Genomic DNA, 24,726 nt, shown 5'->3' with positions numbered 1-24,726 from the left:
GTTTACATCCCTGAAGATGTTTTCAGTTAATTTTACTGCATTTGCTGTTCTAGGATTACTTACTTTTACAACTTTGACACCCATTGCAGCTTTGTATAAGGCTGCAGCGATATTACTACTGTTTTCGTTAATACCACCGACTATTCGAGGGATAGTTTTTAAACATTCGAAAATTTTGCCAGGATCCGCACGTTCGGGACAACTTACGATCCCCAAATCTTTCCCTAACACAAGATTTGTTTTTTCTTCAATAAATGGTGCAATTATTTCTTCTACAATGCCAGGCGCAATAGTGCTTTCAACAATGACCAGTGATCCTTTCTTGAGTCCTTTTACAAGATCTCGACATACAGCCATGAGATCAGAATAATTTGGGTTTTTATTGTTATCGACAGGAGTAGGTACACATATTATAATGGCATCTGCTTCATTTATCGCGCTAGGTACATCTGTAGATGCAATGAAGTTTCCTGAGGATATAGAGTCCTTTAAAATTTCCTCAATGCCCGTTTCATCTATATAGGTAATGCCTTTATTAATATTCTCAACAACTTCTTCAGAAATATCTGCACCTATTACTTTTGCTCCTGCCTGAGCAAAAACTAGTGCGGTAGGTAAGCCAATTCTCCCAATTCCAATTACACAAACTTTGATTTTACCATCTTTGAGTTTATCAGCAATTTCAGTTTCTTTAAGGCTTAAAAAGTCCATAAAGGTCACCATAGATATTGAAATATATCTCCCAATTACATCTTAAGGGTAGCCACATTTTACTCTTTCGTGGTACACAAAGAAGATTCTATTTTCGTAAAGGTATTTATGTATTCAACCTAACAGGGCCTTTCTTATTTATAATTAGCCTAATTCATGGCCTTTATATAATATTTGAAATATTAAAGGGCTGGAGTGCTTTTTGGAACAGGATTCAGTAGCCTAGTAGCTATACTTATCCTTTCAAGTTTTCAATTGGTTCTTTTTAGATTCTTATCTAACATGATAAAAATGATTGAAACAAAAACACCTGAGGACTAATTAGAGACCTGAAATTATGACAGAAAGATCATTTTTATTTAAGAACTCACATTTGTTGACTAACTTTCAGGACAATTTTTTCATTCAAACTTTTTTGAACAAGAGCGTCTATATCTATCATAGCTTCGATCTCTAAAATCTTCTCAAGACGTCCTCTCGTTACAGGTTTTTTTGGAGGTAAAGTACAAGGAGCCGATTGGCGAGCAGCAATATCATAGGTACCAATTTCCTTAGCTTTATCTACTACCTCTTGTTTATCCCATGCAATTAATGGTCGAAATATAACACAACTTTTGATTGCCTGATGAAGGATTACCAAATTATCTAACGTTTGACTGGCCTGTTCACCTATTATCTCACCTGTTGCGATCGCACACCCACCTTCAATCCTTGCGATCTTTTCTGCAATTCGGTACATCATTCTTTTACAGAAAATGCATGTATATTTTGCAGAAGTCTTCAAGGAGTTTTTCAAAAAAATATTCATAGTAAAACCTTGAGGGACTATGTACAGTTTTGCTTCTTTGTCTGGAATGATGAATTCGGTTAGTTTTCTTGCAATGCCAATAGTATTCTGTCTTGTTGATTCCCCAGTATATGGACTATTATCAAGATACAGAAAAATTGGTGTAAATCCTTTTTTAATTAGTGTATAGCACGCTACTGGGCTATCCAGTCCACCAGAAAGCAAACAGATAACATTCTTTGCATTAAACAGGTCAATATCTAGTTCTGTCAAGGAATTCTCCTCTTGGCTTAATAAGCATCTCTCCGTGTCTTTCTAAAACAATGCTGAGTTTTAATATCATTCTTACTGAGATATATACCAAAGAGAAAATTGTAATAATAAATAAAGTGATAGAGACTCCTGTCATCTCCCATCATACTTAAAAACACTTCGTGAGTTTTAAGGCTAAAGATTAGATTATAACTCTTGTTTCAGCAAAATAATAATGTTTTGATAGATCACTTATATCCTTAAAGACGTTGTATTTTCAAGGCGGATATTTTCATGCGAAAGTACTTAAAAAGATTAACGCTTCTTATTGGTGGATTAGTTCTTTTTATAATAAGTTTTTGGTATATTGGCCTTTCTGAAGTCTTTAGTGAACTTTTAAAGGCAGATCCTCTTCTCTTATTTATTGCATATGTACTATTCTTCATTATGATGGGGATTCGAACCATTAGATGGAAAATGCTTCTAAGACATCTAAATATTTCGGTCGGATACAAAGAGGTACTTGGAACGTTATTAAGTTCCTACTATGTACATGCCGTCTCCCCTAGGGCACTTGGAGAGATGTATAGAGCATATATGATTTCTAAAATTGATCTAAATGTATCCAAAACCTCCTCTCTTGGAAACACTTTTGCAACAGTAGTAATAGAAAAAGTTTTTGATGTCCTTCTTGTCATTGTAACAGGAGTAATTGGACTTATTTGGTTGCTTCTTTATTCAACAGGCGATCTTACGACTATCATCCTCTTTTTTGGCTTAGCTATTCTTATTGCGTGTTTGATAATTGGCGCATGTTTTAATAAAGGCATTTTCTTGAAAATCTCGAATTTTTTACAGGCCATCCTGGGTATTTGGCCAAAAAAACTAGGAAGAGAAAGATTGCAGCACTTTGTTCAAGTCAATTTAGACAGGTTTTCTACGTCACTTGAGGTTTTAAGAGGTGACAGAACAATTTTGATTAGGACGATCTTAATCTCTACTGTCATTTGGCTGATTGAAGTATTAAAATTAAGCTTTATCTTTTTAGCTCTTGAAATCCCTCTTTCTTATTTTGAAACTGGGTATATTTATTCAATTTCTGCGATTATAGGCTTTGTTAGTATGATACCTGGGGGCATAGGGTCTCAAGAAATAGCATTTATATTACTTTGTAGTCTAAGAGGAGTTTCAACAGAATCATCAGGCGCTGCAGTTTTACTATATCGCTCAATTTTTCTCATTGGTAATGTTATAGTTGGTGGAATAGCCTTCTTTTTAATTGGCTCAAGAGTGCCAATAAAATCTACGATAGAAAGCAAATTCGATGAAAACGCAACTGAATCAAACCAAACTATTAAACCTTAACTATGTACGCTTCCTCTCTTAGAATGGTATAGATGGTATAATCTTAAACTGTATTAGTATTTGTGGAATGTTCACTGTTATTTTTCTGCTAACAATGGCCATAGTCTTCCTTTTAAAAAAAGATCGTTTTAAATGACTTAATCCAAATTATCCCAAGGATTTTTCGGCGATAAAGTTAAAAACGCTGTTTGGATTGAATTCCCAAATACTTAACAGGATTATAGTTATCTAGAATTTAGAAACGCCGAAATATAAGACGATCTCTCCAACTAAAGAGGGATAAGATACTAAGATCTTAAAAATCTGTTATGTCATGTGGAGTTGGTGAACACTTTGCTATTTATCCTAATTTATATCATGATTATAATAGCAGTGTTTTTGGTCGTTTTAATCCCAAAATCAAGAAAGACATGGGGGTATTTTCTCTTTTGGATAATTATTTTTCTGATAGTCGTTTTCCCGAATTTATTTCAAAGTATTTTACGTCTATTATACTTAGAAGGTTTGCTGAGGCTAAATTTAGCAACAGAGACTATTTTGTTCTTAGTAATAATGTTTCTTCTCTTCATATATATCGCAAGTATTAATACTCAAGTTACACAATTAAGAAAAGGAATTTTATCTCTTTTAAGGAAAGAAACAGTTTCAAAAAAGATTTCAATTATTATGCCTGCATATAACGAAGCTGAAAACCTTGAAGATCTCATACCTGTCTTAGCAAAGAATGCCCCGCAACAATATGAATTTGTTTTGGTTGATGATGGAAGTATTGATAATACGAGTGAAATCTGTGAGAAATTTGCTAATATGTATGACTGTGTCAAATTCATTCGTCATCCTGAAAATCGTGGAAAAACCAAAGCTTTTGAAACTGGTGTCTTTAATTCGGAAGGTGATATTTTAGTTCTTTTAGAAACAGATTGGCAATATGAGCCAAACGATATTGAACCTCTTGTAACACCGATTGAGAAGGGATATGATATTGTAAATGGTTGGAGGATTTTAAGGGCTGATAAACTATATCGTATTATTATGTCAAAAACCTATAACTTACTTCAAAGACAAATGCTCAACACACCATTTCGAGATCATAACTCAGGGTTTAAAGCGTTCAAACGTGAGACTATAGAATCACTGTTCAAACTCTTACCTAATTTGGAATTGATTGGGCCTCATCGATTTCTCCTCGCAATTGCAAATATTAATAACTATAGAATAACAGAAGTACCAATTCATCATTATCCTCGAAAAAAGGGTAAGTCGTACATAAGAGTTGATAAGACCCCATTTATAGTGATTCGTGATATGTTAAAATTACGTTTTTTGCTGAGTTATAAAAGAAAAAAACTACAGATAAGAACTTGAATTCTTAAAGCGGAAGAGGAAAAGCATTGACTACTTCACAGAAGCAACCGGCTTCTCAATCCAACCTAAAACGCTTAGAATTCTTGCTGGGTAACTTAAAGCAATATTTAATATCACACAAATCATCATTTTTATTATATTGTACTTTAGGTTTGATTTTTGCATTCGCAATTTACATCAGAATTAATGGACTTGGTTATTATCAGAGAGCGTCTGATAGTTTTATGCTCTATACCTTTTCAAACGAAATTTTTAACGGCCAAAATCCATATCTTAGAATTTTATCATCAGACATGATTAGAAATCGTAAATATCCCACTTATCCTCCACTTTACTACTACTTAGGTGTAATACCTTTATACTTTGGATATTCTAGTTATCCAGCATGGATTGTATTCACAAAACTTGTCTTTTTGATACCCACAGATTTTGGCATTGCAGTCCTGATATTTATTATTTTGAAAAATCGGACAGATATTAACCCATGGTATAGCGTTTTTTCTGTTTTTGTCTGGTTTTTCAATAGACCGAATCTTTCTATATATTTTTATGCTCTAATTGATTCTTTTACTATCTTTTTTGTCCTTTTGAGTCTATATTTCTTTACTTACCGACCTAATTTCTCCTATTTTTTGCTTGGAGTTGCAATAGCTATTAAACTCTTCCCTATTTTTTTGCTCCCACTCTATTTAATTACACACCGCAAAAAAAACATTTACACTTTGTTGGCGTATTTGTTCTATGCATTAATATGTGTCATTCTTGTTTCATTACCCTATTTGATTTGGAATATAGAGGCATATTATAGATCTTTATTATTTTCAGCAACAAGAGCTGAATCTAGATTCTCAACAGCTACTTTAACGATGGCACCGTGGATCGAAAAATACACTTTTTTAAGTCGACTTCCCATGTTGTTTGCATACTTTTTAGTTTATTACATTCATTGGAAGAAACAATTTGATATTTATCTATTCTCAGCAATAAGTTTTTTGATCTGGCCTCTAATAAATCCAGTTGTATTCAATCAATATTTTGTGTGGTTCGTCCCTTTTGCTTTAATCTCGTTTGGAATTCATCTCGACATGATTATATCTAAGCACTCTTGAGAAACATTCTCCGGCTAAAAATTTCCACAAAAGTATTATTATTAATTGGAATTATTCTATTTCGTTAGTACTTATTTTAGCATTTATAGAGTTTAGTTTAGACTATCAGCGTTTCATAGAAACACATACAAATGCTTATATGCAAAATATAATTGTGAATTCAATTCCTTTTTGCATGAAGACGTCTAACTACTGTTGGAACTATGCATATAAGAATTAAAACAATTGGGAATAGTATTGTAAGTGGAGAAATAAAGAAAAGACGACTATCTATTCCTCCACCATTTAGTAAATACATAAGGTTATGCAAAAGAGGATTTTCTATTCCTTGATCTACATGATAATCTGCTAGTACCCCCATAGCATTCGCAAAGATACTGTAGCCCATGAGAATGAAAAAGAGTACAAAAAACCGTCTTTGGTCTTTATATTTTTCGATTACCTGAAATAATGGCAATGTAAAAACGGGGATTACATTTAGTAAATATCGAGGTCCATAGCATGCTCCTCCATGCCAATGAATAAACACAGAATAAAACAAATTGATAATTATAAATGACGAGAGAAAGAGAACTGTTTCTGGTTTATATTTTTTATAAAGAGAGAAAAATCCAAAGGGGGACAGTAATAAAATCGGAGAAAGATAGAATAAGCCACGATAAGGGCTAAATAGTAGCCCATAGAGGCCAATATGAACTGGATTTGAAAAGGTACTTATGCCCTGCATATTTCCTTCGGACGTATGAGAAATATAAGGGGTAATAAAAGGACTTTCAAAGCAAACATAATGATATATGCCCAAAATCATAAGAAAGAGGGCTACTGGAACACTAAAATAGATTATTTCTTTTTTAGTATTGTAGAATATAAAATAAAATAAAAATGGAACTAAGAGAAGGAGGTTTGGATATTCTACAAGAAATGAATAGCCCATAGCAACTCCTGAAAGAAAAATGAATGTTTTTTTGTTTTCTTGAATGAATAAGCGTGCACAATATATCGAAAGTAAAATTAGAAACGCAGAAAATCCATGTGCAAAGAAGGTTTTTGAATATACCCATGTAATTGTGCCAAAGGCATAAGTGAGTGCCGTGAGGAGCTTCGAAGTCTTGTTACCGCCTAGAAATCCTGATATTTCATATACTAAAATAACCGATAGAGCTGAAACGATAGCAATAAGAGAAATGAGCAGATATCGAATCCGCCACCACTCAATTAGAAATTTTGCAGTGAAATAAATAGGTACTCCTACAAATGAAAGACCAGGAGGCTTGTCCGAATAATAATGTCCGTTATAATAACTGACATCACGCCAATCCTTAACATAGCCGTCGATAACGAATGTCTGTTCTTCTACTATCGCTTGTATTAGCGAATGTCGACTCCACTCGTTTGCTGAATGAAAACCACTGATGAAATACAAATATATTCCCAACACTACAATGAAGAGTTTAACACGTGTGGAATTAAGCCTTTTAAGAATTTGTTTTGCAAAGACAAGTCGCTTATTCCACTTACCCATACGCTCACCAATTCTGAACGTACTTGATAGCATAGCAGTCTTTTTTTATATTTTGTAAACCTTCAAAATAGTTGCTAACCTTTCGAAGGATTTAGATCAAAAAGTTCTTTGATCTTTATTCTACGTTAATAAATCAACTAATAAACTGCCAGTTATGAAAGGGATGGTTAAATTGACCTCTGAACATGTTTCATTTGAATTGTATTGATAAATTACTTACGGAAATATATGATATAGAAGGAAACCAAGTATTTAGAATTGTATGAATATCCAGATAGTTAATTATCGTTGGAACTATACTTATAAGAATTACAATAATCAGGAACAATATCGTAAGTGGTGACACAACAAAATAAAGAAGGCCGTAAAGGAATAACCCATAGAATGCGAAATATATATATGAAAATCACGGCCGAACGGATATCTAACATAACGGAGTTTAAATGGAGTTCATCAAGAAGGTAGAAATTGAGAAGTATAAGAAAATGCACGATCATAATTGCTTCGTTTTCTTCTGTTTTATGCTTCATACCCACTGCAACAATACTTTAACTTAAATGATGAGGTTGCCATTATTGGACAAAAGAATGATCCTTCTTCAGACGAGAACTAAAAAAAGCTGTATAAGATGTGGAAAGTGTTGCCAAATTGGATTGATATTGACTCATAAAGATGTCAGACATATCGCTGAGTTTCTCGAAACGATACCTTATGATACTTGGAAACAATTTGCATTTGATTGTTGGACTGCGTTTCGACCACATCTCTTCAATGTACCTGATATAGAAAAGAAAGTTGAGGAATTCATAGAAATCGTTAAAACTAAATTTCATGCGATTTCAATATATCAACTCTCTGAAACTGATCAAAACCTTGTATTTGGGCTTGATCATTCGTTATCTGCAGCGTATAAAACGATTTGTAGATTTTTTAATCCTATAACAAGCGATTGTCTTGTTTATTCGGTGCGTCCAGACATTTGTAGGTTATATCCCTATCTAGTTCACTATAGCGATCAAAAAAAGGAGATAATGATTTCTATAGATAAAGGATGTCCTGGAGAGGGTATACCTATGACTAAAGAATTCCAAAAAGAATTGTTTAAACTAGCCTACCAACGAGTTCAACGAATGCGCCTATATTATGCAAAATTGTACAAATTTGTCAGTGAAAACTATCCCATGGAAAAAAACCTTCTAAAAGCAACCTTAGACGCTCTTCATGGTTTTGAAAAAGTTTCAGAACGGGTTGCACAAAAAGCTGTAGAAAGATTAATCACAGCTTTTCGAGAAGGGAGACACATCGGTTCAGATGATCTCTATGAAAAGATTAGTTGCAAAAAAATGAAGATAATAGATCTTTTTAATGAAACCTATGGCTCTCACCTTCCTTAGAAACTGAGATGTTGCTTCTTAGCTGTGGATATGTCACATACAAAAGCTAATTAAAAAAATTTAAATTAGATATGTATTTGCTGAATACAACTCAAAATTGGAGGACTAATTTTGTCAAAAAGACCTTTACCCGCATCACGCGCAACGAAGCCATTACTTCTCGTTTCTAAGAAAAAAGGCGACACAACACACGTAAAAAAAGATGAAGCTAGAAGAAATAATATCATGGTCGCCAAATTAATTAGTGAATCTCTGCGTACAACCCTAGGGCCCAGAGGCCGAGATAAACTGATAATAGGTGTGCTTAAAGATGAACTGGTTACTAATGATGGAGCAACAATCATGGAGAAGGTAAACCTTAAGCACCCCATTGCCAAATTAATGACGTATGTAGCAAAAACACAGGATCTAGAAACTGGGGACGGTACAACCACGGCAGTTATATTAATAGGAGAATTGCTCAAACAGGCGGAATCTTTGCTGGAACAAAAAATTCATCCAACAAAAATTGCAGACGGATATACTTTGGCGTTAGCAAAAGCGCTAGAACTTCTCAAAACAAATTCAATAAAAATTGATCCAGATGATGACGAGCTCTTGGAAAAAATAGCGGTAACTTCAATTAATAGCAAGAACGTTGTAATTGATCTTCTCGCAAGAATTGCAGCAAAAGCAGTGAAAGGTGTGATGACCCACAGAAATGGTAAACCATACATTGATACTGAATATATTGAGATTGAAAAAAAATCTGGCAAGAGTTTAAGGGAATCCGAGTTAATAAAGGGTCTTATAATTAATAGAGGCGCAGAACGAGACGACATGCCAAAAAAGATGGAACATCTAAGGATCGCGGTGATTAACCAGGAATTTGATGTACCCAAGTCAAAAACTGATGCAAAGATAAGAATCAACTCTCCCGAACAGATGGCGACATTTCTGAATCAAGAGTACCGATTAATTAAGGGAATGGTAGATCAGCTAGTGGAAGCAGGTGCAAACGTTTTATTAACCCAGAAAGAGATCGACCCAGTAGCTGCTGATTTAATGGCGCGAGCTGGTATGGTGGGACTAAAAAACTTGCGTCGGAGATATATGCCTAAAATTGCAAAGGCTGTAGGGGCTACAATCGTCAATACTGTAAACGAAATTACCCCAGAAGACTTAGGGGCTGCCGATCTACTCGAAATAAAAGTTATAGAAGATAGATATGTGACCTTCATAACAGGTTGCAAAGATTCAAAAACCATGACAATTCTTTTGCGAGGCTCTGGGAAACATATGATGGAAGAGGCAGAACGGTCCCTTCGGGATGCTATGTATGTTGTTAAAGACGTTATAGAAGATGAATTTGTTGCAGTCGGCGGAGGTGCGATTGAAGAGTCCATTGCAAGTGGACTACGCGATTACGCCCGGTCGATAGGAGGACGCGAACAATTTGCTGTGGAGGCTTTCGCAAAAGCCCTAGAAATAGTGCCAAAAACCCTCGCCGAGAACGGTGGCTATGACGCCATATCACTTTTAGCACAATTGCGGGCAAAACATCACGAAGAAAATGGTAAATACTATGGTATGAACCCTTTTACTGGCAAAATTGAAAATATGTATGAGAATGGTGTATTAGAGCCCGTGCGCGTAAAATTGCAGGCTATCTCCTCCGCAACAGAAGCTGCAGTAACAGTGCTACGCATCGATGAAATATTAGCAGCAAGACGCTTCGAAGATTATGCAAAAGACCTAGCCCAAACCGGTGAATTGTCTGAAGAGCATGACACATTTGAGTCAGTGCCATCATTGTAGTAGTTACCGAGAAGAATAACCGTGCTGTTTTTAATGATCCTTACTCAATTTTTACTAGAACATCACCAGAACTGACTTTTTCTCCCTTGGTGACCTTTAGTTCTTTTATAGTACCAGATTTTGGAGCACGAATTTCATTTTCCATTTTCATTGCTTCTATAATCAGTAGAACATCCCCTTGACTTACAGAATCGCCAGGATTAATCTTTATTGACACGACTGTGCCAACCAACGGAGCTTTTACTATACCCTCTGCAGCACCTTCTACACCATCATTAGAATTCATTAAATGTGTCGTGTCGGAATCGATATAATTGATATGAGCGGAAGAAATTTGATCTTTTGCTATAATTGGGACGGCATTCACAGTATGGGGTTTTCCGTCAAGTAAAATCGAAAATGATGAACGATGAACATCTGATTGTTCCAACTCAACAAGATGTGCTTTATTGTCAATTACAACAGAAAAAATTGAACATTCAGTATCCAAATTCTCCAATTCTAAATTCTTTTTGATTTTGCTTCCGCTTTCTGTTTCTATAACAACGGAGATTAAACCACCATCTGTTTCTTCAAGTTCAATAAGATAAGTTTTTTCATGTACTTGAAGCTTATATTTTTTGTTCACGGTGTATCAGTCCCTTCTAAAAACATTAAAGTTTACAACGGTATGTTTCCATGTTTTTTAGGTGGTAAAGTTTCTCTTTTCCCACTTAGCATCTCTAGCGCCTTTATAAGAACTGGTCTCGTATTCTTGGGTTCAATGACAGCATCTATAAAACCTTTTGCAGCAGCGATATATGGGTGGGCAAAGGTTTTTCTAAATTCTTCAATCTTTTGTTGTCTCATTGCTTCTTGATCTTTTGCCGCTTTTATTTCTTTCCTGAAGATAATATTTGCCGCTCCTTCAGCTCCCATAACTGCGATTTCGCTCATGGGCCATGCAAAAACTTGATCTGCTTTCAAGTGTTTTGATCCCATAACCACATATGCGCCACCATATCCCTTTCGAGTGATTACTGTAATCAATGGAACGGTAGCTTCCGCATATGCGTAAAGGATTTTCGCACCATGGCGAATAATGCCTCCCCATTCCTGCGCGGTACCCGGTAAAAAGCCCGGAACATCCATGAATGTCACAACTGGGACGTTAAATGCATCACAAAAACGAACAAATCGTGCTATTTTATCTGAGGCATTAATGTCGAGCGTTCCTGCAAGATAATTCGGTTGATTAGCTACTACACCAATGGAACGTCCATTCAGCCTAGCAAAACCCACAACTGCATTCTGTGCAAAGAATGGGTGTACCTCAAAAAAATCACCAAGATCAACCACCTTTCGAATGATTTCTTTGATGTCATACGGTTTCGTGGGAACATCAGGAATAATAGTATCCAATTCTTCTTCGATTCTATTGGGGTCATCACCAGTATCAATTATAGGTGGATCCTCTAAGTTATTTGAAGGAAGATAACTCAATAACTTCCTAATCATTTCCATGCATTCTTTCTCATCTTTTGAAATGAATTGTGCGACACCGCTGCGCGAGTTATGAACCATAGCGCCACCTAACTCTTGATGAGTTACTTCTTCTCCCGTTACAGCTTTAATGACATCTGGTCCGGTAATAAACATATTACTAGTCTGATCAACCATAAATGTGAAATCGGTCACGACGGGTGAGTAAACTGCACCGCCGGCACAAGGACCTAAGATTGCAGAAATCTGTGGAATAACTCCCGAAGCGATGACATTCCTCCAAAAGATATCACCGTAGCCTCCTAAACTTGATACACCCTCCTGAATCCTAGCTCCTCCACAATCATTGAGACCAATGACAGGTGCTCCAACCTCAAGCGCATGATCCATGATTTTGCAGACTTTAAGAGCAAACATTTCTCCTAGTGCCCCACCCCAGGAAGTGAAGTCTTGGGAAAAGATGAAAATCAAACGTCCATCAATCGTTCCATAACCCGTAACTACACCATCACCAAGTATTTTCCTTTTTTCCATCCCAAAATCTGTGCTACGGTGGGTAACTAACATATCCGTTTCGACAAATGAATTAGGATCTAAGAGTAATTCTATCCTCTCACGAGCCGTCAATTTACCTTGTTTATGTTGTCTTTCAATTCGTTCTTTTCCGCCTAATAGTTTTGCAGCTTCTATTTTTTCCGATAATTCCTTGAATCTGTCGTTAGACATTAAGCATCCTCCATTGAACTCTAAGTCCATGTATTTCGGGCATTCTTAAGTTGTAACGCAGTATCCTTATATATTAATTGTTGAAAAAACTGAGCAATGGACTTCATAGTTGTTTAAACTAAAAACACAGAACAAGAAGAGGATAAAAGATTTACACTATAGAGGGTAAACTGTTAATTATCTAGATTAACGTCCTTAGATCCATCTTCTTCGCTTTTTCTTTGAGATATAAGTCAATAATGCGCCCATTCCCAACCCAACTATTGCTCCTAATACAGGCGCTTCAGTAGTAGAGATCCATATACCTTCTAATCTTTCTTCACATTTTGGACATTTAGTATAATAGGATTTTATATCGAATCCATGCATTTCAGTATTGCACTTTGGGCATTTTTTATGATCTTTAAGTTCCCCCACACCGCTCTCCATTAATAAACTCTTAGCCTCTTGAAGAATTTCATATTCTTCATTCGAAACTCTTAGAGTTTTTTCACGCATAGAAACCCCCCAATTATTCGCGCGCATATTAGTAGACTATTGTATACGGCAGTGTACCTATATATAATTATGGCACCTTTGAAATTATTATTAAAATGGAGGGCTCTCTGAGTCAGAAATTTTCGCCCATTTTTACTGAGATCACGAAAGCCTATAATTTTTCATTTTTGTCTACGAATCGAAACATCGCCAGAAAAAATTTTTTCGAAAGAGCCATTATCAAGTTTAAGAATTAATGCACCACTAGCTTGATCTACATCTATCGCTTTTCCGTCAATTATTCTATTATCCATATAGACACGTACATCTTCATTTAAAATACAGGATAATTCTTTCCACTCTTCTAGAATAGGAGAAAATCCCTTTTCTAGAAAAACTAAATACGATCTTTCAAATTCATTTAATAAACACGTGATGAATTCATTGCGATTAACAGATTCTTTTAATTCACTCTTAAGAGTTGTTGCAGTTTTCTGAATTTCAGCGGGTAATTTGTCTTTGTTAAAATTTGCATTTATTCCAATCCCTACAACAACGTAATGAAGTACATCCGTTTCGGATTCCATTTCAGTTAAGATACCACAGATCTTTCTATTGCTAACTAAAACGTCGTTAGGCCACTTAATTTTTGCATCTAAACCTAAATTTCGAATGGCAGTAGCAACTGCTATTGCACCAATGAATGTTAGTTTTGGCGCTTCTTGAGGAGCCAGTCTTGGTCGCAATATTAAAGAAAGCCATATGCCTCCTGGAGGGGATTGCCAAACCCTCCCAAGACGTCCTCTGCCACTGGTTTGAGTTTCAGCTAGAACTAATAATCCTTCTAAAGCACCTTTTCTCGCTAATTCTTTAGCAATATCATTGGTTGATCCGGTTTCATCGAAATAGCGTATTTCCCTGCCAATAAATTCTGTACGAAGTCTATCCTTTATGATGTCTGGTGACAAAAAGTCATTCGTCAATGAAATCACTAGTCGTATTTGCTACTGATCTTCAACTTCTTTTTCGCAGAGTTCTATAAGCACGCCCTTCATCGCCTTCGGATGTATAAACGCTATTTTGGAATTATGAGCGCCTTTCCTTGGTGTTTCGTCAACCAATCTTATTCCTTTCTCCTTTAATTCATTCAAGCGTGCTTGAATATCCGGCACTCTTATGGATATATGGTGAATACCTTCGCCTTTTTTTTCGATAAATTTAGCTACAGGTCCCTCATTTCCTATAGCTTCTAATAATTCAAGATTTACCGAGCCACAGGGAATAAACGCTGTTGTAACCTTTTGTTCTTCAACCGCCTCAATTGACTCGACTTTCAACCCTAAAGCCTCATAGACTTTAATTGCATCCTTTAGATTTTTTACTGCGATTCCAATATGTTCAAGCTCACAACTATTTTGTTCTTTCATGAAAGCACCTTTTGATAAATCAGAATTTGCTAATACTCAATTCCTTTCCGCGCCTTAACCCCCACCGCTAGGGGATGTTTAATATTAAGCATTTCTGTAACAAGATCGGCAACTTTGACGATTTCTGGAGGAGCACCTCTCCCGGTCAAGATTAATTCTACATTTGGGGGCTTTCCTTCAATTAGTTTAAGCACTGACCCAACATCTGCTAGTTTTAGATCAATAGCCTCATTGATCTCATCTAGAATCACAATGTCAAATTTTTCACTAAGCAGAATCTTTCGAACACGCTGAAGGGCTTTTTTAATCGTCTGCATGTCAGACTCTTTCGGTTGCTCACCATTCTGAAAAAATCTTGAAGGCCCAAACTGCTCTATTACAAAATTTTCTAATTTGTTTGCCACATTGAATTCTCCCACAGAGGATTTCTTTAAAAAACATCCCATATATACCCTTAAGCCATGACCAATAGCACGTAGGGCCTGGCCAAGTGCTGAAGTTGTTTTTCCGCGCCCATGTCCAGTATAAACCTGAACTAATCCTTTTGTTAATCCTTTTCTTGAAATAGCTAACATCTCCCCTATATATTGTGTTAAATAATTTCAGTGGCTGTGTATTCCCCAAATACGTCTCTCAATGTATCACAAATCTCACCCAGAGTTGCATATGCCTTTACAGCATCTATTATGCAGGTCATAAGGTTTTCATCACTTCTGGCGATTCTTTTAATCTCATTTAGGCTGTCTTGTACTTTTAAATTGTCCCTTTCTTTCTTTATTTTTGCTAATCTTTGATGCTGTATTTTTTCAACCTCTGGATCAACACGAAGAATTTCTATTTCAGGTTCTTCTCCGATTATAAATTCGTTCACACCCACAGTAATCCGTTTTTTAGACTCAATCTCTTTCTGATACCGATAAGCACTATCGTGAATTTCTTTCTGAATAAATCCGCGTTCAACGGCTACCACAGCACCGCCCATCTCGTCAATTTTTTCGATATATTCCATTGCACGTCTTTCAATCTCATTTGTCATCGTTTCCATGTAATATGACCCTGCAAGGGGATCTATAGTTAAAGCCACTCCGCTCTCATGAGCAATTATTTGTTGCGTTTTCAACGCAATCTGTGCAGCTTTTTCTGAGGGTAATGCTAGTGCTTCATCCATTGAATTTGTGTGGAGTGATTGAGTACCACCACAGGCAGCAGCCAATGCTTGTATGGTTACTCTAACTATATTATTTTCTGGTTGTTGGGCTGTTAGACTGCATCCCGCTGTTTGAGTATGGAATCTCATTTGCCAGGATCTTGGATTTTTAGCCCCAAAACGGTCTCGCATGATTCGTGCCCACAGACGCCTTGCCGCCCTAAACTTAGCGATTTCCTCAAAAAAATCATTATGAGAACACCAGAAAAAACTAAGACGCCTAGCGAATGTATCGAGTTCTAAGCCTTTTTTGATGGCAGCTTCAACATATGCTATAGCGTTCGCTAAAGTAAACGCCACTTCTTGGATTGCTGTACATCCCGCCTCCCGCATATGATACCCTGAGATTGAGATGGTATTCCATTTGGGCATTTTATTCCATTTTGAGCAGTATTCAAAAACATCAGTGATCAACCGCATGCTTGGTCGAGGTGGGAAAATATACGTACCTCGAGCAGAGTATTCCTTCAAAATATCATTTTGTATTGTACCCGCTAACTTATCTTGGGATATGCCTTGCACTTCAGCTACTGCAATATACATAGCGAGCAAAACAGATGCTGGTGCATTAATCGTCATAGAAGTGCTTACTTTTTCAAGTGGAATTCCCTCAAAAAGAGTTTCCATGTCTTTTAGAGTATCGATCGCCACTCCAACCTTGCCTACTTCCCCTAGAGCAAGAGGGTGATCAGAATCATACCCTATTTGTGTTGGTAAATCAAATGCAACCGATAATCCTGTCTGTCCTTGCTCAAGCAATAACTTAAATCGTTTGTTGGTTTCTTCGGCTGTGCCAAAACCGCTGTACTGGCGGAAGGTCCAGAGCCGTCCGCGGTACATCGTTGGCTGGATGCCTCGCGTGTAGGGGTATTCACCTGGGAAACCAATATCTACGACATAATCAGAACCTAGCAAATCAAGAGGCGTATATAAGCGGTTAACCTGTGAACTTGAGGTAGTAACAAACTCTTCCGCACGCTCAGGGTACTTATCAAGTAAAGGGTTCAAAGTTTTGTTTTCCCATTCTTTCTTTCGAGCCTTTATCTCATTTATTTTTTCTTGTCCAGATTGCGTCAATTTTATCCCTCTTGAAATTTCACTTTTAATACTTTTGTTAAATGCTCAATAATGACTTTTGTAGGAGTTCCAGGCCCAAATATGTTAGAAATGCCTATCTTGTTCAATTCAGGAATATCCTCCTTTGGAATAATTCCTCCAGCAAAAACGAGCAGTTGATCTGCCAGACCTTCTTTCTTTAGTAATTCCATTATTCTTGGAAATAACTGCATATGTGCTCCAGAAAGGATACTGAGTCCAACTGCTTGTACATCTTCATGTAGGGCAGCTTGAACAATTTGTTCAGGTGTTTGACGGATGCCTGTGTAGATGACCTCCATACCTGCATCTCTCAGTGCTCGAGCAATAATTTTTGCACCGCGGTCGTGGCCATCTAACCCTGGTTTTGCCACAAGAATTCTAAATCTAAATGATGCTGACATAAAATCAACCCCGTAAGAGTTTTAATTCCCCATTTTTGCCATGATTCTATCTTTCGACAGAGAAATAATAAATTCCCTATTGTAGAGGTTATTTATAACTCCCTACGCACAAGATCCCAACAACTTAAATACAATTAAATGCTAGTTCAATAGATTTTGATAAAATCTGCTTCGAACGTGTCGTCTTTCTGCATATGAGGCTTATGGCTAATCATTACAGACAAAAAACTTTGAATAGGTGAAGAAAGGAATGAAAAGACCCTTTGAAAGGATTTTAATTGCAAACCGTGGAGAAATTGCAGTCCGAGTTATGAGGGCATGCAAAGAACTTGGCATTGAGAGCATAGCAATTTGTTCAGAAGTAGATAGACATGCTCTACACGCCCAATATGCTGATAAGACTAAATGCATTGGAGGTAACGATCTTACTGATAGTTACTTGAACATGGAGAAAATTATCACAGCAGCATTAGAAATGAAGTGCGAGGCAATTCATCCAGGTTATGGATTTCTAGCAGAAAATGATGCTTTTGCGGCTTTATGTGAAAAAAACGGAATAAAGTTCATCGGACCCAGTAGTAAGGCTATTGGGAAATTTGGTAATAAAAACGAAGCACGAAAAATGTTGAAGCATGGAGGAGTGCCAATTGTACCCGGAACCAAGGATAAACTTCGAGATTTCGATGAGGCTAAACGTGTTGCAGAATATATTGGATATCCTGTTATGATAAAGGCCTCAGCAGGCGGAGGAGGAAGGGGTATAAAAATTGCCAATAATGAAAAAGAACTTGCCGATGCTTTTCATGCTGCACAAGTGGAATCGAAATCTGCGTTTGGTGATGATGAACTTTTTATGGAGAAATACTTGAGAGGTATACGTCATATCGAATTTCAAATACTTGCGGATGAGCATGAAAATATAATCCATTTGATGGAAAGGGATTGCTCAGTTCAAAGGAGACATCAAAAATTATTAGAAGAAGCACCTTCACCTGCCATGACTGAGGAACTAAGAAAACAAGCAGGCGAAACTGCAATCCGCGCAGCAGAAGTAGCAGGGTATACGAATGCAGGAACTGTAGAATTTCTATTTGCTGGTGAAGACTTTTATTTTCTGGAAATGAATACTCGCATTCAAGTAGAGCATCCTATTACTGAGGCAATTACAGGAATTGATTTAGTAAAGGAACAAATCCATATAGCCGCTGGAGAACCATTAAGATACTCTCAAGCAGACATCAAGATACATGGACATGCTATTGAATGTAGAATCAATGCAGAAGATCCTTATGCAAATTTTATCCCGTGTCCTGGGCAAGTCACATACTATTATGCTCCAGGAGGAAATGGTGTTCGAGTAGACAGTGCTATGCGGAGTGGCTATACAATTCCACCGTTTTATGACTCACTAATCGCTAAACTAATCGTTTGGGGTGAAAATAGGCAAGAAGCAACAATACGTATGAAACGTGCTTTAGACGAATATGTAATAGACGGGGTAACAACTACAATTCCTTTTCATCAAGAATTACTGAACCACGATCGTTTCTTGAGCGGAGATATTTCAACTGATTTTGTTGAAAATGAATTTATTTTTAACGGTCGGCCATATAAAGACCAATACGAAGAAGTTGCGATTATCTCTGCAGTTCTATCTAAATATTTACATGAGAATCAGGTATCAAGGTATCCTCTCAATGAGAAGTACTTGCCATCTTCATGGAAATTAATGGGTCGTGTAACAGAGTTTCCAGATAGAAATTCACTGCAAAAAAGGCGATTGGTCGGAAAGGCACAATCTATCTGGAGATTAATGAGAAATTATCGTACTTATGCACGTTTTAGAACTTAAACTGTCCTCAACTATCATAAGACTTCCTAAATTACGCATTGATCAAAAGAAAAGAACCTTTTACAAAGAAAGCTTCCGATTTCAGTCGCGTAGAGCGTCAATGGAATCTCAGAAGCCAACGTTATATCATATGAGATAAAAATCTAATTAACCACTCCCAGAAGCGAAACCACCACAATGGTATTGAGATTATTTCTTCCGTTAAAGCATCCTCTGGTTCTTGGTCCTCTGGTTCATCATTAGTCCCTCCGTTATTTTCTCCATCACTGCCACCATTATTTTCTCCATCACTGCCACCATTATCATTCCCAATATCGTATTCTATATCATCTCCAACCGTTGTACCATTTTTATACAGCCATAAATAATCAAAAGTGCTTCCTGAGGAGTCTTTCGCATCAAGGTAAAGAAAATCATCGGTAACATTCATCAAAACAAAATGGTATGTTTTGTTTCCATGTGCGGTGTATGCTTGTGGATCAACGTCGTATAAAGGTGCGTCCCATGCACCTGTTGTTACGTAAACTGTTCCGTTAATTGAAACTATTTCATTATTTCTTAACAATTTTGTTCGATGATAGTGATGAGTGTGCCCCTGAAATACCATACTAACATTATATTGATCAAACAAGGGAACCCAATAGCTTTGCAGGTCAGTTCTGTTTCCATGCTTTCCTGAATAATAGACATTATGATGGAAAAAGACCATTGTCCACATAGACTGAGGAGTGTTTTCCAACTCAGTTTTTAACCAATCTTTTTGAGTGGTTTGAATTTGTGACGAAGACGCATCGCTATTCAAAACGAGCATTCTAACATTACCCCAATCATAATAATACCACTGTTCATTATTTGGCAAGGCAAATTGTTCATAATATTTTGTGCTATTGTTTTCATGGTTTCCCAGTGCTGGAATAATTGGAATGGTGTGACCGTTAGTTCCGTTCCAATTGTTATTAACATCATCAAACCAAATATCCCATTCAGCTTGATTGTCCCCATCGGTAACCATATCTCCCAAATGAACTACAAAAGATGGACTAAACTGCGCCATAGCCTGCGAAATAAGTGTCATATTTCCCCCTAACGCTCTACTGTCAGCTCCCACTACGAAAGCAAAATTAGTTTCGGAAGTAGGGGCTGTTTTGAACAGTCTCTCTTCACTCCAGTCGCCAACGTCTCCACCACAACGAAAATAGTATACCGTGTCGGGATCAAGGTTATTTATCGAAGCCATGTGAATATGACCACTGGCTCCGTCGTATGTGAAATCAACACCCGTTTTAGAGTAAAAGTAATCACTTAGAGGGTCTATTGAAGAACTATGTGAAACCATATCATAGACCACATCATTTTCTGAAGATTCGGAATTTGTTTGCCAAGTTATTGTTACCGAAGAGGCAAAACTATTTTCGGATGTTATACGAATTTTTTGAGGTGGATCGGATCCTTGTGCTTTAGTTAGTCCAATCGAACCGATGTTTAAACAAAATAAGAACATTAAAAAAATCGAAATGAAAAGATATCTCTTTGATCTCATAATAATCTCCAATTGAATATAAGAGGTGCAATAAGACACACTACAGCTAATTATTTTTAGGTTTCTTTTGTTGAATTTTTAAATCATCTAGATCTAAGATTCACATTCCTTTAAAGGACAAACAAAAAAGAAGGTTATTAGAAATGAATGGCATATCGCTTATTCTAGAGTTTAAAGAGAACCTCAATAAAAAGGAACTAGTAGGAACAAAATGTAGAGCATGTGGTAGCACAAGTGTATATCCTAATTTTCATTGCCGTAAATGCGGAAATACAAGTTTTGAAAAAGTCAAATTTTCAGGAAAAGGAACGCTTATCACATATACTATACTTCACGCTGTTCCTTCGGGATTCAAAGAGAATTCACCGCTTGTTATTGGTTTAGTAGAATTAGAGGAGGGGGGAAGAATCTCCGCACAATTAGATGTTTCTGAGGATGAACTCTCGGTTGGCAAAAAACTAGAAGCAATCTTTCAAGAGAGAGATGGAAGAATTTTACTAAGATTTAAACTACTTGGAGGCATCTGACGTGAAAGGAGAGTCTATAGTCGTCACCGGGGTTGGACAAACAAAATATGGTAAATTAAATGGACAATCACTTTCATCGCTCATGTATGAAGCCGCATCAAATACTTTATTAGATGCATGTGTTACGCGATCACAAATTGATGCATTAGTTATTTCTAACTTAGCTTCCAATCGGTTTAATAATCAGCAAAATTTAACGGCACTTTGCACAGACGTAATTGGGCTTTCTGGAATCCCTGCATTTAGATCAGGAGCCTCCAGTGCATCTGGTGCTGCAGCAATTCAACAAGCAGTAATGATGGTCAAGTCAGGAATATTCGAAAATGTACTTGTTATTGGAGTAGAATTAATGAATCAAGTGCCAACCGATGTATCTACATCCATTCTTGCAAATTCAACTCATCCTTGGGAGCAAGAACAGGGTATAACTATTCCTGCCTTAGCAGCAATGCTTACTAGATTGAATATGCTTCACAATGGTTTGACAAGAGAACAATTGGCTTTAGTCGCTGTAAAGAACCATAAAAATGCTTTACTTAATCCACTCGCTCATTTTCACCACAAAACGATATCCTTTGAAGATGTAATGAACAGTTCAATTATTGCAGATCCTTTAAGATTGTTTGACTTCTCGCCAAGGAGTGATGGAGCAGCAGCAGTAATTATCAGCTCAGAAAAATGTGTCAAAAAATCTTGTGAACAACCAATTTACATTAAAGGGATTGGTGCTGCTACAGACATCTTTGCATATATGAACCGAGAAAATTTAATGAGTTTAGACGCTACTCGCCTTGCAGCAGACCGTGCGTTCAAAATGTCAGAAAAAACACAAAAGCAGATCGATATACTTGAAGTTCATGATGCGTTTACACCATTAGAACTTGTTAACCTAGAAGATATGGGATTCTTTAAACGAGGATCCGCAGGAAAGGCACTTGAAGACGGCGTAACTGAAAGAAATGGTCAATTACCAGTAAACGTATCAGGAGGGCTAAAAGCTAAGGGCCACCCTGTTGGAGCTACAGGTATAGGTCAGGTACTTGAACTCACTTTGCAACTGAGAAATGAAGCAGGTAAGCGTCAGGTAACTGGAGTCGATACAGGACTTGCTCATGCTATTGGCGGCTTCGGAAATAATGTTTTTGTAACAATTCTAAGTAGATCTTAGTTTCTCATAACTTAGTCAATGACTACTTGCTCTTGTTAGCCAATGAAATGACCATTAAGTCTTCTCCGATGATTACTTCTCCAGTGTAAGATTCTTTGATACTTTTAACAATTTGTTCTTCCTTTCCTTCACAGGCGGGGTACATATGTGTAATAACAAGAGTTTTTACTCCCGCCTCTTCAACTTCTATTCCAAGTGGTTTTGGCTTTGTATGATCTTTTTTCTCATAATTGTAGTCATCCGGAAATGAAACTTCATGGATTAAAAGATCTGCATTTTTGGCGAAAGTCGATAAGCCTTTCACAGGGCTGAATGTATCTCCACAAATTACTACTTTATTTTCTTCGGTTTCTACTTTATATGCAAAGCTTGAGACTCCATGTGTCAAGGGAAAACACGATATGCTCCAACGATCGTTCTTTACGACTGGTCCTGGTTTAACGTCTGTAACACTGAGAGGGATAACCCCTTCTAAATATGGGTATGCTTTTGAAAAAAACAGTTCGCACATTTGCTTAGTACCATGCGGTCCGTATACATTTAAGGTGTTTTGTCTGCCCTGCAGCCAATTAGCTTTCACTAAAATTCCAAGATCAGAAGTATGGTCAAGATGAAGATGTGTAATTAAGATATTATCAATTTTTGAAAAATCAACGTCTGCTTTCGCAATTTGCCTAAGGATTCCGTTTCCACAATCAAATAAGAATAAGGTGCCGTCGTCAAGATTGACTAACACTCCAGGTGCATTACGATCTTTTGAAGGGATAGTTACTCCCGTTCCCAACAAAATTACTTTACTAATTCTGTGTCCCATCCAAACATCCTCCTTTTCTGCTTATTATAGAACTATAAGAATCATAGATGGTCGTGATCATAAATCTCAAAAATACCTTAGAGTTAGTTTATACTTGTAACTCTCATTTAAACATCGTGTTTATTATTTTGTGAGATGAGGCTTGATTGAAAGGACTTATTCCAGCTGCAGGATTAGGTAGACGAATGTTCCCTCTTACATTGACACGCCCAAAAACGCTTCTTTCTATTCTCGGAAAGCCAATACTTCATTACGTCTTGCAGGTTTTTAACAGAATAGGTATCAAAGAAATAGGTATTATCGTAAATGCTACTCATCGAAAATCAATCGAGTCATATGTTTCCAGTCACTACGAACATATGATAAACTTCATTGAACAAAACAAGGCCTTAGGTTTAGCTAATGCAATCTTAACTGCAAGGGATTTTATAAACAATGAATCTTGCCTTATAATTAATGGGGATGCAATTTTAGAAGGAAATTGGCAAGATTTAATAAACTCTCATCACCGTATGAGCGCTAAAACAACTTTAGGTCTTTGTAAGATACCTCGACCAGAGCGGTTTGGAGTAGTGCAATTGAAGGGGAATCGTGTAATAAAAGTGATTGAAAAACCAGAAATACCTTTTAGCCCTTTAGCATCCGCAAGTACTTATTTGATAGAGCCTATTGTTCTAAACTTTATAGAGCGAATCCAAACTGGGAAAAGGGGTGAGTATGATTTCGCCGATGCGATACAGTTACTGATCAGAGAGAATGAATCTGTCATAGGCTACGAATTGGATAACTGGATTGATTTAGGTCGCCCATGGGACTATTTAGATGCTAATTTATACTTTCTTCAGAGAGTATCTCAAGATGTAGACGACTCAGTAATGATCGGGACAGGCACAGAAATTCAAAACTCATTTATCGATAGAGCTTGTGAAATTGCTGAAAATTGTAGAATTCTCCATAGTTCTGTTGATAAGAATGTCACTATTGGTAGAAGTTCTGTTATAGAACGAAGTGTAGTATTAGCGTCTACAACAATTGGTGAAAATGTTATTATCAAGAACAGTGTAATTGGTGAAAATTGCATTATTGGAAATTCTGTGAGATTTTTAGATAAAAAAAACGATAATCAAGAGATTCATACAAGTTTTGAGGGGAAATTAGTAAATACACATCGAACTTGTCTTGGATCCATTCTTGCAGACAATGTTACTATTAATGAAAACCAAGTGATTCCTCCTGGCTCAATTTTTGGTTAAGTTAAAAATCATACCTAGGATTCTACTTTATCGATTCTTTGAATTTCTTGTAGACATATAGTGCCTTTAGTGCTCTAACGCTTTCAGATAGGGTTAGAAAAACAGGAATCCTATGATCTTCAAATCTATCTCGCCACTTGCTGATTATTCTTGGATCTCCGAAAAGCCAGACAACCATAGGTTTTCTATTATTTACCTGCATGTTGATTATCATGTCGATATCTATTTGCTCCAACTCTTTCAAAGCCATTAGTATGAACAGAATACAGTCAACTGATTTATCATCAATAACAGATTGTAACACTAGACCATGAACTTCATTTAATCCATGTTTTGCCACTGATATGGCTGGCCAAATATCTATCGGGTTCGCAGGTGGCATCCATTCCGGAAAAACTTCTGATAATTTACTTACGGTCGTGGGTGAAAGACTTACTACATTTAGTCCTTGT

Annotated in this window: 21 protein-coding genes and 2 pseudogenes; 9 read left to right on the top strand and 14 right to left on the bottom strand. The window is 36.7% G+C overall.

The genetic code is table 11. The annotated features are described in order from the left end of the window. Both QVB70_RS09360 and QVB70_RS09355 read right to left on the bottom strand, forming a co-directional pair. On the bottom strand, positions 1 to 711 hold a 711-nt coding region (locus tag QVB70_RS09360; protein ID WP_287585470.1), incomplete at its 3' end, for a nucleotide sugar dehydrogenase. Between the two features lie 367 nt (positions 712 to 1,078). Further along, complete coding sequence (locus QVB70_RS09355; protein WP_287585469.1) at positions 1,079 to 1,771, bottom strand: hypothetical protein; 693 nt, start codon at positions 1,769 to 1,771, stop codon at positions 1,079 to 1,081. A 273-nt stretch (positions 1,772 to 2,044) separates the two neighbouring features. Here QVB70_RS09355 and QVB70_RS09350 point away from each other — a divergent pair, with 273 nt between their 5' ends. From QVB70_RS09350 to QVB70_RS09340, 3 genes are all read left to right on the top strand, one after another. Next, positions 2,045 to 3,115: a flippase-like domain-containing protein gene (locus QVB70_RS09350; protein ID WP_287585468.1), complete on the top strand. Its 1,071-nt coding sequence runs from the start codon at positions 2,045 to 2,047 to the stop codon at positions 3,113 to 3,115. A gap of 333 nt (positions 3,116 to 3,448) precedes the next feature. Next, positions 3,449 to 4,480, top strand: a complete 1,032-nt coding sequence (locus QVB70_RS09345; RefSeq protein WP_287585467.1) for a glycosyltransferase family 2 protein — start codon at positions 3,449 to 3,451, stop codon at positions 4,478 to 4,480. Between the two features lie 26 nt (positions 4,481 to 4,506). Then, on the top strand, positions 4,507 to 5,589 hold the full coding sequence (locus tag QVB70_RS09340; RefSeq protein ID WP_287585466.1) for a glycosyltransferase 87 family protein: 1,083 nt from the start codon (positions 4,507 to 4,509) through the stop codon (positions 5,587 to 5,589). 160 nt (positions 5,590 to 5,749) lie between these two features. Here QVB70_RS09340 and QVB70_RS09335 read toward each other — a convergent pair whose 3' ends face one another. Further along, the gene (locus tag QVB70_RS09335; protein WP_287585465.1) at positions 5,750 to 7,111 is read right to left on the bottom strand and encodes a glycosyltransferase family 39 protein; all 1,362 of its coding nucleotides are present in this window, start codon (positions 7,109 to 7,111) and stop codon (positions 5,750 to 5,752) included. A 575-nt stretch (positions 7,112 to 7,686) separates the two neighbouring features. Here QVB70_RS09335 and QVB70_RS09330 point away from each other — a divergent pair. Both QVB70_RS09330 and thsB read left to right on the top strand, forming a co-directional pair. After that, positions 7,687 to 8,505: a YkgJ family cysteine cluster protein gene (locus tag QVB70_RS09330; RefSeq protein WP_287585464.1), complete on the top strand. Its 819-nt coding sequence runs from the start codon at positions 7,687 to 7,689 to the stop codon at positions 8,503 to 8,505. Between the two features lie 111 nt (positions 8,506 to 8,616). Continuing rightward, entirely contained in the window at positions 8,617 to 10,302 is a 1,686-nt protein-coding gene (thsB, locus tag QVB70_RS09325) for a thermosome subunit beta (protein WP_287585463.1), read from the top strand. A 40-nt stretch (positions 10,303 to 10,342) separates the two neighbouring features. On the opposite strand, the gene QVB70_RS09320 is transcribed toward thsB, so the two are convergent. The 8 genes from QVB70_RS09320 to QVB70_RS09285 all read right to left on the bottom strand — a co-directional run bounded on the left by QVB70_RS09320 (position 10,343) and on the right by QVB70_RS09285 (position 17,120). Continuing rightward, positions 10,343 to 10,930, bottom strand: a complete 588-nt coding sequence (locus tag QVB70_RS09320) for a biotin/lipoyl-containing protein (protein ID WP_287585462.1) — start codon at positions 10,928 to 10,930, stop codon at positions 10,343 to 10,345. A gap of 32 nt (positions 10,931 to 10,962) precedes the next feature. Further along, positions 10,963 to 12,510, bottom strand: coding sequence for an acyl-CoA carboxylase subunit beta (locus QVB70_RS09315; protein ID WP_287585461.1), 1,548 nt, complete (start codon positions 12,508 to 12,510; stop codon positions 10,963 to 10,965). 195 nt (positions 12,511 to 12,705) lie between these two features. Further along, positions 12,706 to 13,008 (bottom strand): zf-TFIIB domain-containing protein, encoded by a 303-nt coding sequence (locus QVB70_RS09310; protein WP_287585460.1) that lies wholly within the window; start codon positions 13,006 to 13,008, stop codon positions 12,706 to 12,708. A gap of 161 nt (positions 13,009 to 13,169) precedes the next feature. Further along, positions 13,170 to 13,970, bottom strand: a complete 801-nt coding sequence (locus tag QVB70_RS09305) for a biotin--[acetyl-CoA-carboxylase] ligase (protein WP_287585459.1) — start codon at positions 13,968 to 13,970, stop codon at positions 13,170 to 13,172. Positions 13,971 to 13,991: 21 nt separating this feature from the next. Beyond that, positions 13,992 to 14,414 carry a methylmalonyl-CoA epimerase gene (mce, locus tag QVB70_RS09300; RefSeq protein WP_287585458.1) on the bottom strand — a complete coding sequence of 141 codons (423 nt, stop codon included), beginning with the start codon at positions 14,412 to 14,414 and terminating at the stop codon, positions 13,992 to 13,994. Between the two features lie 29 nt (positions 14,415 to 14,443). Next, entirely contained in the window at positions 14,444 to 14,989 is a 546-nt protein-coding gene (locus QVB70_RS09295; RefSeq protein ID WP_287585457.1) for a cob(I)yrinic acid a,c-diamide adenosyltransferase, read from the bottom strand. A gap of 17 nt (positions 14,990 to 15,006) precedes the next feature. Next, complete coding sequence (locus QVB70_RS09290) at positions 15,007 to 16,698, bottom strand: methylmalonyl-CoA mutase family protein (RefSeq protein ID WP_287585456.1); 1,692 nt, start codon at positions 16,696 to 16,698, stop codon at positions 15,007 to 15,009. 2 nt (positions 16,699 to 16,700) lie between these two features. Beyond that, positions 16,701 to 17,120, bottom strand: a complete 420-nt coding sequence (locus QVB70_RS09285; protein WP_287585455.1) for a cobalamin B12-binding domain-containing protein — start codon at positions 17,118 to 17,120, stop codon at positions 16,701 to 16,703. Between the two features lie 250 nt (positions 17,121 to 17,370). On the opposite strand from QVB70_RS09285, the pseudogene accC reads away from it, so the two are divergent. Then, a pseudogene (accC, locus tag QVB70_RS09280) lies at positions 17,371 to 18,789 on the top strand (acetyl-CoA carboxylase biotin carboxylase subunit); the annotation flags it as partial. A 304-nt stretch (positions 18,790 to 19,093) separates the two neighbouring features. On the opposite strand, the gene QVB70_RS09275 reads toward accC, so the two are convergent. Continuing rightward, positions 19,094 to 20,512 (bottom strand): metallophosphoesterase family protein, encoded by a 1,419-nt coding sequence (locus QVB70_RS09275; RefSeq protein WP_287585453.1) that lies wholly within the window; start codon positions 20,510 to 20,512, stop codon positions 19,094 to 19,096. Positions 20,513 to 20,655: 143 nt separating this feature from the next. Between QVB70_RS09275 and QVB70_RS09270 the strand changes: the two genes are divergently transcribed. Continuing rightward, complete coding sequence (locus tag QVB70_RS09270) at positions 20,656 to 21,039, top strand: Zn-ribbon domain-containing OB-fold protein (protein WP_287585452.1); 384 nt, start codon at positions 20,656 to 20,658, stop codon at positions 21,037 to 21,039. A 1-nt stretch (position 21,040) separates the two neighbouring features. Next, positions 21,041 to 22,207 (top strand): thiolase domain-containing protein, encoded by a 1,167-nt coding sequence (locus tag QVB70_RS09265; RefSeq protein ID WP_287585451.1) that lies wholly within the window; start codon positions 21,041 to 21,043, stop codon positions 22,205 to 22,207. Between the two features lie 22 nt (positions 22,208 to 22,229). On the opposite strand, the gene QVB70_RS09260 is transcribed toward QVB70_RS09265, so the two are convergent. Continuing rightward, positions 22,230 to 23,021 (bottom strand): MBL fold metallo-hydrolase, encoded by a 792-nt coding sequence (locus tag QVB70_RS09260; protein WP_287585450.1) that lies wholly within the window; start codon positions 23,019 to 23,021, stop codon positions 22,230 to 22,232. 146 nt (positions 23,022 to 23,167) lie between these two features. On the opposite strand from QVB70_RS09260, the gene QVB70_RS09255 reads away from it, so the two are divergent. After that, entirely contained in the window at positions 23,168 to 24,274 is a 1,107-nt protein-coding gene (locus QVB70_RS09255; protein ID WP_287585449.1) for a sugar phosphate nucleotidyltransferase, read from the top strand. Between the two features lie 22 nt (positions 24,275 to 24,296). Here QVB70_RS09255 and QVB70_RS09250 read toward each other — a convergent pair. Further along, a pseudogene (locus QVB70_RS09250) lies at positions 24,297 to 24,726 on the bottom strand (hypothetical protein); the annotation flags it as partial.

The sequence above is a fragment of the Candidatus Borrarchaeum sp. genome (assembly GCF_019058535.1).
In the GTDB taxonomy this organism is placed as follows: domain Archaea; phylum Asgardarchaeota; class Sifarchaeia; order Borrarchaeales; family Borrarchaeaceae; genus Borrarchaeum; species Borrarchaeum weybense.
The sequence above is the reverse complement of the archived record's forward strand: the minus strand, read 5'-3'. Positions and strand labels throughout refer to the sequence as shown.

What these genes read in the sequence shown, in the direction of transcription:
- mce (WP_287585458.1), bottom strand. Translation starts at nt 14,414, where the DNA reads ATGAAAGAACAAAATAGTTGTGAGCTTGAACATATTGGAATCGCAGTA.
- QVB70_RS09260 (WP_287585450.1), bottom strand. Translation starts at nt 23,021, where the DNA reads ATGGGACACAGAATTAGTAAAGTAATTTTGTTGGGAACGGGAGTAACT.
- QVB70_RS09270 (WP_287585452.1), top strand. Translation starts at nt 20,656, where the DNA reads ATGAATGGCATATCGCTTATTCTAGAGTTTAAAGAGAACCTCAATAAA.
- QVB70_RS09310 (WP_287585460.1), bottom strand. Translation starts at nt 13,008, where the DNA reads ATGCGTGAAAAAACTCTAAGAGTTTCGAATGAAGAATATGAAATTCTT.
- QVB70_RS09285 (WP_287585455.1), bottom strand. Translation starts at nt 17,120, where the DNA reads ATGTCAGCATCATTTAGATTTAGAATTCTTGTGGCAAAACCAGGGTTA.
- QVB70_RS09350 (WP_287585468.1), top strand. Translation starts at nt 2,045, where the DNA reads ATGCGAAAGTACTTAAAAAGATTAACGCTTCTTATTGGTGGATTAGTT.
- QVB70_RS09335 (WP_287585465.1), bottom strand. Translation starts at nt 7,111, where the DNA reads ATGGGTAAGTGGAATAAGCGACTTGTCTTTGCAAAACAAATTCTTAAA.
- QVB70_RS09275 (WP_287585453.1), bottom strand. Translation starts at nt 20,512, where the DNA reads ATGAGATCAAAGAGATATCTTTTCATTTCGATTTTTTTAATGTTCTTA.
- QVB70_RS09295 (WP_287585457.1), bottom strand. Translation starts at nt 14,989, where the DNA reads ATGTTAGCTATTTCAAGAAAAGGATTAACAAAAGGATTAGTTCAGGTT.
- QVB70_RS09315 (WP_287585461.1), bottom strand. Translation starts at nt 12,510, where the DNA reads ATGTCTAACGACAGATTCAAGGAATTATCGGAAAAAATAGAAGCTGCA.